The sequence below is a fragment of the Nocardioides sp. genome (assembly GCF_036274455.1).
Taxonomy (GTDB): Bacteria; Actinomycetota; Actinomycetes; order Propionibacteriales; family Nocardioidaceae; genus Nocardioides.
In genome coordinates, this window is sequence record NZ_DASUFR010000005.1 from 1 (window position 1) to 6,939 (window position 6,939).

8 protein-coding genes are annotated in these 6,939 nt (G+C 71.6%); 5 read left to right on the forward strand and 3 right to left on the reverse strand.

Going from position 1 to position 6,939, the window contains the following annotated elements; genetic code table 11:
- The 4 genes from infB to VFV89_RS00345 form a co-directional block, all read left to right on the forward strand.
- Nucleotides 1-1,005: translation initiation factor IF-2 (gene infB / locus VFV89_RS00330; RefSeq protein ID WP_329703895.1), on the forward strand; the 1,005-nt coding region annotated here is incomplete at its 5' end.
- Between the two features lie 130 nt (nucleotides 1,006-1,135).
- Nucleotides 1,136-1,612 carry a 30S ribosome-binding factor RbfA gene (gene rbfA / locus VFV89_RS00335; protein WP_329703896.1) on the forward strand — a complete coding sequence of 159 codons (477 nt, stop codon included), beginning with the start codon at nucleotides 1,136-1,138 and terminating at the stop codon, nucleotides 1,610-1,612.
- The gene (truB, locus tag VFV89_RS00340) at nucleotides 1,605-2,471 is read left to right on the forward strand and encodes a tRNA pseudouridine(55) synthase TruB (protein WP_329703897.1); all 867 of its coding nucleotides are present in this window, start codon (nucleotides 1,605-1,607) and stop codon (nucleotides 2,469-2,471) included. The genes rbfA and truB overlap by 8 nt, the downstream gene beginning before the upstream one ends.
- 71 nt (nucleotides 2,472-2,542) lie before the next feature.
- Nucleotides 2,543-3,478 carry a bifunctional riboflavin kinase/FAD synthetase gene (locus tag VFV89_RS00345; protein ID WP_329703898.1) on the forward strand — a complete coding sequence of 312 codons (936 nt, stop codon included), beginning with the start codon at nucleotides 2,543-2,545 and terminating at the stop codon, nucleotides 3,476-3,478.
- Here the strand turns inward: VFV89_RS00345 and VFV89_RS00350 are convergent.
- Nucleotides 3,475-4,140, reverse strand: coding sequence for an O-methyltransferase (locus VFV89_RS00350; RefSeq protein ID WP_329703899.1), 666 nt, complete (start codon nucleotides 4,138-4,140; stop codon nucleotides 3,475-3,477). The two genes, VFV89_RS00345 and VFV89_RS00350, sit on opposite strands and share 4 nt — an antisense overlap.
- Nucleotides 4,141-4,175: 35 nt before the next feature.
- On the opposite strand from VFV89_RS00350, the gene VFV89_RS00355 reads away from it, so the two are divergent.
- Nucleotides 4,176-5,198: a hypothetical protein gene (locus VFV89_RS00355; protein WP_329703900.1), complete on the forward strand. Its 1,023-nt coding sequence runs from the start codon at nucleotides 4,176-4,178 to the stop codon at nucleotides 5,196-5,198.
- On the opposite strand, the gene VFV89_RS00360 is transcribed toward VFV89_RS00355, so the two are convergent.
- The gene (locus tag VFV89_RS00360; protein ID WP_329703901.1) at nucleotides 5,155-5,817 is read right to left on the reverse strand and encodes a response regulator transcription factor; all 663 of its coding nucleotides are present in this window, start codon (nucleotides 5,815-5,817) and stop codon (nucleotides 5,155-5,157) included. The genes VFV89_RS00355 and VFV89_RS00360 overlap by 44 nt on opposite strands.
- A partial coding sequence (locus VFV89_RS00365; protein WP_329703902.1) for a sensor histidine kinase occupies nucleotides 5,748-6,939 on the reverse strand: 1,192 nt, incomplete at its 5' end. The genes VFV89_RS00365 and VFV89_RS00360, both read right to left, overlap by 70 nt.

Consider the following 6,939-nt stretch of genomic DNA (forward strand, 5'->3'; position numbering starts at 1 on the left):
CGCGCCAACCCCAACCAGGACGCCCAGGGCATCGTGATCGAGGCCCACCTCGACCGCGGTCGTGGCCCGGTGGCCACGGTCCTGGTCCAGCGCGGCACGCTGCGCGTGGGTGACTCGATCGTCGCCGGTGCCGGCTACGGCCGCGTCCGCGCGATGCTCGACGAGCACGGCGACAACATCGACGAGGCCGACCCGTCGCGCCCCGCCATGGTGCTGGGTCTCACCGCCGTTCCCGGTGCGGGCCAGAACTTCATCGTCGTCGAGGACGATCGGATGGCGCGTCAGATCGCGGAGAAGCGCGAGTCGCGCGAGCGGGCGGCCATGCAGGCCAAGCGCCGCGTGCGCCGCACTCTCGAGGACTTCATGGCCTCCATGGAGAAGGGCGAGAGCCAGGAGCTCAACCTCATCCTCAAGGGCGACGTGTCCGGCTCGGTCGAGGCTCTCGAGGACGCGCTCTCGCAGATCGACGTGGGCGACGACGTGGGCATCCGCGTCATCGACCGCGGTGTCGGTGCGATCACCGAGACCAACGTCGACCTCGCTGCGGCGTCCGACGCGATCATCATCGGCTTCAACGTCCGCCCGCAGGGCAAGGCGACCGAGCTGGCGGACCGCGAGGGCGTCGAGATCCGCTACTACTCGGTCATCTACCAGGCGATCGAGGAGATCGAGGCGGCCCTCAAGGGCATGCTCAAGCCGGAGTTCGAGGAGTCGACCCTGGGCCAGGCGGAGATCCGCGCGATCTTCCGCTCCTCCCGGATCGGCAACATCGCCGGCTGCATGGTCACCAGCGGCGTCATCCGGCGCAACGCGAAGGTGCGCCTGATCCGCGATGGCTCGGTCGTGGCCGACAACCTCGACCTGGCCTCGCTGCGCCGCGAGAAGGACGACGTCAGCGAGGTCCGCGAGGGCTTCGAGTGCGGCCTGGTGCTGCGCAACTTCCAGGACATCAAGGAAGGCGATGTCGTGGAGGCCTTCGAGATGCGCGAGATCCCGCGGAGCTGATCGTTCGCCGGGCGGGAGTTTCGTCGGCCAGCCGACGGAACTCTCGCCGGGACGATGAAGCTTCATCGTCTGACCGAGAGCTTCGTCGGCCAGCCGACGAAACTCCCGGGGTTGAGGAAAGTTGGAGACCATGACCAACCCACGGGTCAGGAAGATCGCGGACCGGATCCAGGAGATCGTCGCGGAGATGCTCGAGCGGCGGCTCAAGGACCCACGGCTGGGCTTCGTCACCGTGACCGACGTGCGGGTCACCGGCGACAGCCAGCACGCGACGGTGTTCTACACGGTGCTCGCCGGTGCGATGGGTGAGCAGAGCGACGAGGCCGCGCTCGCCGCCACCGCGGCGGCGCTGGAGTCGGCCAAGGGGATGATCCGCTCCGAGGTCGGCAAGCAGCTCGGGATGCGGCACGTGCCCACGCTGGAGTTCGTGGCCGACGCGCTACCCGAGTCCGCCCGGCACCTCGACGAGGTGCTCGCCCGGGCGCGCGCCCAGGACGAGGCGGTGGCCGCCGCGCGTGGCACGTCGTACGCCGGCGACGCGGACCCCTACCGCAAGCCTCGGGCGATCGACGACGAGGCGCTACCCGACGCTGGCGAGGATGGCTGAGCCCGGGCTGGTCGTCGTCGACAAGCCGGCCGGCATCACCTCCCACGACGTGGTCTCGCGGATCCGGCGGCTGGCCGGCACCCGCAAGGTCGGCCACGCCGGCACCCTCGATCCGATGGCCACCGGCGTGCTGGTGCTCGGGGTGGAGCGCGCCACCCGGCTGCTCGGCCACCTGATGCTCAGCGACAAGGGTTACGACGCCACGGTCCGGCTCGGCGTGGCCACCACCACCGACGACGCCGAGGGCGACGTCGCTTCCACGAGCCCGACGGATGCTCTCACCGAAGCCGCCGTCCGTGCTGCGCTCGCGGACCAGACCGGCCACCTGCTCCAGGTGCCGACCGCGGTCTCGGCCATCAAGATCGGCGGCAGGCCCGCCTATGAGCGGGTCCGCGCCGGCGAGGACGTCCAGCTCAACGCCCGTCCGGTCACCGTCCACGAGCTGGTTGTCCGCGACGTACGCCGCGTGGGAGACGTCATCGACGCCGACATCTCGCTGCGCTGCTCGAGCGGCACCTACGTCCGTGCCATCGCCCGCGATGCCGGTGTCGCGCTGGGAGTCGGCGGCCACCTGACCGCGCTCCGGCGTACCGCCGTCGGCCCCTACGGCCTCGACGCCGCCCGCACCCTCGACCAGCTGGCCGAGGACTTCGAGCTGCTGCCGATCGCGGCCGCCGCCCGGGCGGCGTTCCCGTCGCTGGAGCTCGACGACGACCAGGCCCGCCGGGTCAGGTTCGGCCGTCCCCTCGACCTCCTGCTGACTGCGCCGACCGCGGTCTTCGCGCCGGACGGGGAGTTCCTCGCGCTGTACGAACACCGCGACGGGACGGCGCGTCCCCTCGCGGTGTTCGTGGGCTAGCGCGTCTGGCTGCTCCATCCGCTCAGGGCCGGTGATCACGTCGGCCGAGCCGCGCCGTTAGTGTTTCGGCCGTGCAGATCTGGCGCTCGCTCGCCGACGTGCCGGCCGACATCGGGGCCACCGTGGTCGTGATCGGCAACTTCGACGGCGTCCATCTCGGGCACCGACGGGTGCTGGCTCGCGCCCGCGAGACCGCGGACGAGGGCGGGCTCCCGGTGGTGGCCGTGACCTTCGACCCGCACCCGATGTCGGTGCTGCGGCCCGAGCACGCGCCCACCCAGCTCACCACGATCGAGCGGCGGGCGGTCCTGCTCGGCGAGGCGGGTGCCGACCACGTGCTCGCGCTGCCGTTCGACCGCGACATGGCGTCCTGGTCGCCGGAGGAGTTCATGCAGCGGGTCCTCGTCGAGGCTCTGCACGCTGCCGTGGTGGTGGTGGGCGCCAACTTCCGGTTCGGCAACAAGGCGGCCGGCGACGTGGCGACCCTCAAGGAGTACGGCGCCGGCCACGGCTTCGACGCCGACGGGATCGCGCTCGACGGTGGACCGATGGTCTGGTCGTCGACGTACGTCCGGACCTGCCTGGCCGCCGGCGACGTGGCCGGTGCCGCCGAGGCCCTGGGTCACCCGTACGCCGTGCGCGGCGTCGTCGTCGAGGGCGAGCGGCGCGGTCGCGACCTCGGGTTCCCCACTGCCAACGTGCCCACCGACGGGATGACCGCGGCGCCCGCCGACGGTGTCTACGCAGGCTGGCTCCGACGGCTCGACACCGGCGAGACCTACCCGGCCGCGATCAGCGTCGGCACCAATCCCACCTTCCACGGCATGCGCGAGCGCCGCGTCGAGAGCTATGTCCTCGACCACACCGACCTCGACCTCTACGGGGTCGAGGTGGAGGTCTCGTTCGTGGAGCGGCTGCGCGGCATGGTGGCCTTCGAGTCCGTCGACGCCCTGGTCGAGCAGATGCACGCGGACGTCGACCGGGCGCGGGAGCTCCTCGACTCCTAGCGGCGGCGCGCCACCGTCACACCGTCGCGGACCGGCAGCATCACCGCGTCGACCCGGTCGTCGGCGGCCACCCGGTCGTTGAGCGAGCGCATGATGGTGACCCGCTCGCCCTGCTCGGACTCGTCGAAGACGCGCCCGCCGAGCAGCACGTTGTCGAGCGCCAGCACACCGCCGGGGCGGAGCCGGCGGACCAGCTCCTCGTAGTAGGTCGGGTAGCTCTCCTTGTCGGCGTCGACGAACGCGAAGTCGATCGAGGGCTCGTCCGGCAGCGCGGCCAGGGTCTCGGCGGCCGGTGCCAGCCGCAGCTCGATCCGGTCCGCCACTCCCGCCTCGGCCCAGTAGCGCTGAGCCACCGACGTCCATTCGCCGCTCACGTCGCAGGCCAGCAGCCTGCCGCCCTCGTCCAGCCCGCGGGCGATGCAGATCGAGGAGTAGCCGGTGAAGGTGCCGACCTCGACGGCGTACGTCGCGCCGGTGAGCCGGGCCAGCATGGTCAGCAGGGCGCCCTCGTCGGCGGAGATCTGCATGCCGGAGAAGTCGCTGAAGGCGGTCCGGGTCTCCTCGGCCAGCCGGGCCAGGACGTCGTCCTGGGCGGCGCTGTGGGCGAGCAGGTAGTCGCTGACGGCTTCCGGGGATGCGTTGACGTCCATGATCGTGATCACGCGCTCACGCTACGTCGTGTGGTTACTGTGCGCCCGTGCCCATCCGGAGCCCCGATCCGCAGCAAGCCGCCGAGGCGTGGTTCCTCCACCACGGCCTGACCTACTTCGTGCCGGAGGTACGCCTCGCCGTGCGTGACGAGCTGCGTGCCCGGCGCACGCTTCCGGTCCTGGTCGTGGTCGTGGTGGTGGCGGTCGCCGTCGGGGTCGCGATCGCCTGGCTCTCCGACGAGGTGACCACCGCACCGGCCACGCTCGTCACGATCGTGCTGCTGGGGGTGCTCGGCTACGGCCTGGTCCGGCTGCACGCAGGGCCGATCGTGCGGTGGGCGCTGCACCGCACCTTCGGCAGCATCTTCCGCCTGCTGCCGATGACCACCCGGGCGCTGCCGCTGCTCCTGCTGGCGATCACCTTCCTGTTCATCAACACCGAGGTGTGGCAGGTCGCGTCGCACCTGACCGCCGGCCAGCTGTGGCTGGTGGTCCTGCTGTTCGTGGTCCTCGGCATGGCGTTCCTGTTCGTCCGGCTCCCCGAGGAGGTCGACAAGGCCGACGACGACGTGGACGACGAGACGCTGATCGAGGTCTGCACCGGCACGCCGGTCGAACAGGCCTGCCGCGACCTGGTGGCCGAGGAAGGACCGGACCCGGCGTCGTACGCCCAGGTGACCGGCTACGAGCGGCTCAACCTGATCCTGGTCCTCGTCGTGATCCAGAGCGTCCAGGTGCTGTTGCTGAGCCTGTCGGTGTTCGTGTTCCTGCTCGTGTTCGGGTCGCTGATCATGACCGAGCCCGTGATGGTCTCCTGGCTCGGGGAGGAGACGAGCGGGCTGACCGTGGACCTGGTCCAGGTCGCGGTGTTCCTCGCGGCTTTCTCGGGGCTCTACCTGACCGTGTCGACGGTGACCGACGAGACCTACCGCGAGCAGTTCTTCGGCGACGTGATGGACGAGCTGCGGCGCGCGGTCGGCGTCCGGGCCGTCTACCTCGCCCTGCGCGCGCGGCCCGCCCCGGGTGTCACAGGCGCAGGTACGCCAGCACCGCCTGCACCCGCCGGTTGACCTCGAGGTCCACCGGGAGGTCCAGCTTCGCGAAGATGCTGTTGATGTGCTTGGCCACGGCCTTCTCGGTGACGTGAAGGTGTGCGCCGATCGAGGCGTTGGAGCGGCCCTCGGCCATCAGCGCGAGGACCTCCTTCTCCCGGGCGGTGAGCCGGTCCAGCGGCTCGTCGCGCTGCCGGGCCATCACCGTCGCCACGACCTCGGGGTCGAGCACGGTGCCGCCGGCGAGCACCCGGCGTACGCCGTCGACGAACTCGCGCACGTCGGACACCCGGTCCTTGAGCAGGTAGCCGACCGCGCCCTCGCCGCTGGCCAGCAGCTCGCGGGCATAGAGGCGCTCGACGTACTGCGAGAGCACCAGCACCGGGAACCCCGGCCGCCGCGCCCGCACCGCGATCGCAGCGCGGAGCCCCTCGTCGGCGAAGGTCGGCGGCATCCGTACGTCGAGCACGGCCCCGTCGGCCTCCGGGTCGAGCAGGGCGTCGTCGAGCTCCACCGCGTTGTCGACGGCCCGCACGACCTCGAAGCCGGAGCCCTCGAGCAGCTGGATCAGGCCGGCGCGGAGGAGGGCGTTGTCCTCGGCGAGGACGAGGCGTCCGCCGGCTTGGTCAGGACGCACGGCACCTCCAGCGTGACGATCGTTGGCCCCCCGACGGGGCTGGACACCGACATCGTGCCGTCGAAGGCCGCCAGCCGTCGCATCACCCCCCGCATGCCGGTCCCGCGCTCGACATCGGCGCCGCCGCGCCCGTCGTCACCCACCACGACGCGGAGCACGTGCTGCTCGTGCCGGAGCTCCACCCACGCATGCTCGTGGCCGGCGTGCTTGGCCGAGTTGGCCAGGCACTCGGCGACGGCGAAGTAGACCGCCGACTCGACCGGCGCGGGCGGCCTGCCGGGCAGCTCGCCGATCACCTCGACCGGCACCGCCATGTCGAGGGCCAGCGCGCGGATCGCACCCTCGAGACCGCGGTCGGCGAGCACCGGAGGGTGGATGCCCCGGACCACCGACCGGAGGTCGGCGATGGCGGCGGAGGTGGCCGCGCGAGCCTCGCTGACGGTACGCCGGGCGGCTTCCGGGTCGGTCTCGAACTGCTCCTCGGCCAGGCCCAGGCTCATCGACACCGCCACCAGCCGGGCCTGGGCGCCGTCGTGGAGGTCGCGCTCGAGCCGGCGCAGCTCGGCAGCGGAGTGGTCCACGGCCTCCGCCCGGCTCCTGGTGAGTGCGGCCACCCGGCGCTCCAACGTCTCGGTGTTGCCGTAGGTGAGGAACACCCGGTCCACCTGGGAGCGCATCCGCATCAGCGACGGAGTGCCGAACCACCAGAAGAAGAAGGTGGCGACCGCCAGGAGCAGCACCACCACCAGCAGCGAGATCGCCCAGCCGAAGGTGATCGCCCACAGGATCCACGCCAGGTCGCGCCAGGTCATCGAGTCGATCAGCGCCGAGCGGAGCTGGATCAGCGGCCCACCCTCGGGCTGCGGCTTGTACGGCGGCGGCAGGTGGACGCCGAGCACCTGTCCGGCGATGTGCCGCTGGCGGTTGGCGACCAGCCTGATCAGCGGCAGCGCCGCGATCACGAGGAGCACGCCCACCCAGACGACGACGAGCAGCCCGCCGACCACGAACAGGACCAGGCCGACAACGAGCGGGATCATCCAGACGACCTGCTCGGCGGCGTACGCCGTCAGCTGGAGTCGTCCCGGCTCGGGGCGTTCCTTGGCAGGCGGCGGTGCGGTG

Excerpts from the sequence above, each read along its gene's own strand:
- rbfA (WP_329703896.1), top strand. The coding sequence starts at position 1,136 with ATGACCAACCCACGGGTCAGGAAGATCGCGGACCGGATCCAGGAGATC.
- truB (WP_329703897.1), top strand. The coding sequence starts at position 1,605 with ATGGCTGAGCCCGGGCTGGTCGTCGTCGACAAGCCGGCCGGCATCACC.